2 protein-coding genes are annotated in these 2,828 nt (G+C 72.1%); both read right to left on the reverse strand.

The features are described from left to right. Window positions 1-254: 254 nt before the first annotated feature. Window positions 255-1,163 carry a poly(ethylene terephthalate) hydrolase family protein gene (locus SACPADRAFT_RS0213310; protein WP_007027147.1) on the reverse strand — a complete coding sequence of 303 codons (909 nt, stop codon included), beginning with the start codon at window positions 1,161-1,163 and terminating at the stop codon, window positions 255-257. Window positions 1,164-1,338: 175 nt separating this feature from the next. After that, window positions 1,339-2,828: LuxR family transcriptional regulator (locus SACPADRAFT_RS27565; protein ID WP_007027146.1), on the reverse strand; the 1,490-nt coding region annotated here is incomplete at its 5' end.

The raw sequence follows: 2,828 nt of genomic DNA on the forward strand, positions 1-2,828 counted from the left end.
CGACTCCTCTCGTGAGAACCACCCGGCGTCTCACCCGCCGGATGTGCTCGCTTCGTCGCGAACGGTCCGAGTATCGGCACCGGGTGCAGAATCAGGCATCGGTGAAATCGCCGGGTTCTCCCGGTCGTCGGAGCGGAAGCGGGGCATTCCGGAACGGTCCGATCCGCGCACGCACGGCCCGAGGGGCGGTGCGTGACCGGGGAAGGGCCGCACACCGCCCCTCGGGCGGCGGAATCGGGAGGTTCACCCGTGGGTCAGAACGGGCAGGTGGAGCGGTATTCCTCGACGTCGGAGAACAGCCCGTCGTCGGGGCCGGGGCAGAGGAACTGGGTGTAGCGGGTGTCGTTGTCGACGAACCGCTTCAGCCAGGAGAGGGTGTACTTGGCGATGGTGGTGTCCGGACTGTTCGGGGCGAGATGCGAGGCCCCGGCCAGTTCCAGGTAGGCCTTGTCGAGGGAACCGGACAGGCTCTCGTAGAACGGTTCCGAGTGCGACGACACGGAGGCGATCGTGTCGTCCTCGGCGCCGATGATGAACGTGGGAACCGTGACCTCGCCCCAGGTCTTGTCCAGGTTCCACGGGGTGAGCGGGATGGACGCCTTGAGTGAGGGCCGGTCGGCGGTGGCCTCCAGGGAGCCGCCGCCACCCATGGAGTGGCCCATCACGGCGAGCCGGTCCGGATCGAGCCGGTCCTGCACGTCGCGGTCACTGTCCTCGGCGAGGTAGTCCAGGGCCGCGAGGAGCTGGTCACCGCGGCTGCCGGGCTGGTCGAGGCGGGTGTTGGTGTCGATGGTGAACACCACGAAGCCCTGGGACGCCAGCCGTGGCCCGTACCAGCTCATGCTGCTCTCCCCGGCGGTATAGCCCGGGGCGATCGCCACACCGCCGAAGGTCTCGGTGGTGCGGGAAGGGTAGTAGATGGTGCCCCCGCCGAAGCCGGGGACCAGCGACGACACGTTCTCCTCGTCGACGGAGTAGGGGCCGCGCCGGTCCTCGATGCTGTCCTCGGTGGGGTCCGGACCGCGTTCGTACGGGTTGCCCTGGGCGTTGGCGACGCCCGCTCCCGCCACACCACCGGTGAGGGCGAGGGCGGCGGTGACGGCGCCCAACGCCCGCGTGAACCGGCCGCGGGCCGCGGTGCCCGACCGAACTCGGGTTCGCACGTTGTCGACTCCTCTCGTGAGAACCACCCGGCGGGAGTAGCCGAGTGCGTTCGTGCTGTGCCGAACGGCGCCGAGTCTCGGTGTGCGGGGGCCGGGTCGGCATCGGTGAAATCACCAGTACCTACGCGCCGGTAGGTAAGCGGGGCGGGGAACTGACGACGGTTACGCGCCGGGATCAGCGGTAGAGCTTGGTCAATTCCACCCGCGAGCGGATGTCGAGCTTGGCGAAGATGTTGCGCAGGTGGTGGTCGACCGTCCGGTGGCTGATGTAGAGCCGCGCGGCGATCTCCCGGTTGGTGGCCCCCTCGGCCACGAGCGCGGCGATCTGCTCCTGCTGCGGGCTGAGGTCGCCGACCCCGCCGGGTCGGCCGCGTCCCGGCGGGGTCGTGGCCTCCGCCGGGGCACGTCCCGGCGGGCCCGGATGCCCGCACGCCCGCAGTTCCCGCCAGGCGCGGTCCACCCAGTGCCGGGCGCCCAGCTCGTCGAAGATCTGCACCGCCTCCCGGAGTACCTCCCTGGCCTGTTTCGGCCTGCGGTTGCGTCGCAACCGCGCCGCGTACAGCATCTCCGTGCCCGCGAGGTCGTGCGGTGAGTCCGACTCCCGGTGCAGCCGCATGGCCTCGGTGAAGTGCTCCTCGGCCTCGCCCTCGTGCTCGGCCAGCAGCGCCCGGCACCGGTGCGCCAACGCGATGCGGCTCGCGCCGCCGGTGGTCGTGGCCCACCGCTCGAACGCGGTCAGTGCCCCGTACGCGGCCTCGTGCTCACCGCAGCGGACGGCGGCCTCCACGAAGTGCGGCACGGCCATCACCCGGATCGGCGAGCAGTGCCGGGACTGCCCGAGGGACATGCGACGGAACCGGTCGAGCGCCTCGGCCGGCCGGTCGTGGGCCAGGTCGACACACGCCGCCGCCCAGGTGCCCAGCGCCCCGGGTCTGCTCAGCCCGCGTTCGACGTAGCCCGCGGACGCGGCGGCCAGCCGCAGCCCGGCGGTCTCCTGATCGCCCTGGAGCGCGGCCAGCATCGCCAGCACGGTCAGGTGGTCCACCGCCGAGTTGGACTGGCCCAGCGACTCCGCCAGCTGCAGGGCCTCCAGTGAGGTCGCCGTGGCGGTGGCCAGTTGTCCGGACAGCATCTCCGACATCGCCACGTAGATCATCGACCACGGCACCTCGGCCAACTCCCCCCGCGCCCGCGCCGAGGTCACCGCCTGCACGGCGAGCGTGCGGGCCCGGGGCGCCTCACCGAGGGTGAAGGCGGCCTGGCTGGCCAGTGTCTTCGCCGACGGGTCGAGTGTGGCGTCCCCGAGGTCGACGACCCGCCGCAGCGGCTCGGCGGCGTCGTGGTGGCGGCCGCTGAAGGTCGCCGACATCGCCGCGAAGTGCTCCAGCACCACCCGGGTGGCGGGCAGTTCGTCGAACGCGCGGATCCGGGCCGCGTCCTGCGCCATCGCGCAGTAGCGGGCGTTGTCCCCGGCCACGAAGCTGGCCTCGCCCGCCAGCATCAGCGTCGTGGCGGCCAGTCGCCGGTGGTCGGGAACCAGCCTGCGGGCGGTGCTGATCAGTTCGGCCGCCGCGACGGACGGATTGCCCCGTCGCAGTTCGATCTCCCCGGCCAGCATCCCCGCCTCGCCCGCCAGGCCGCCGTCGGCCAGCGGTGCGACCTGCC

The sequence above is a fragment of the Saccharomonospora iraqiensis subsp. paurometabolica YIM 90007 genome, from assembly GCF_000231035.2.
Lineage (GTDB): Bacteria > Actinomycetota > Actinomycetes > Mycobacteriales > Pseudonocardiaceae > Saccharomonospora > Saccharomonospora paurometabolica.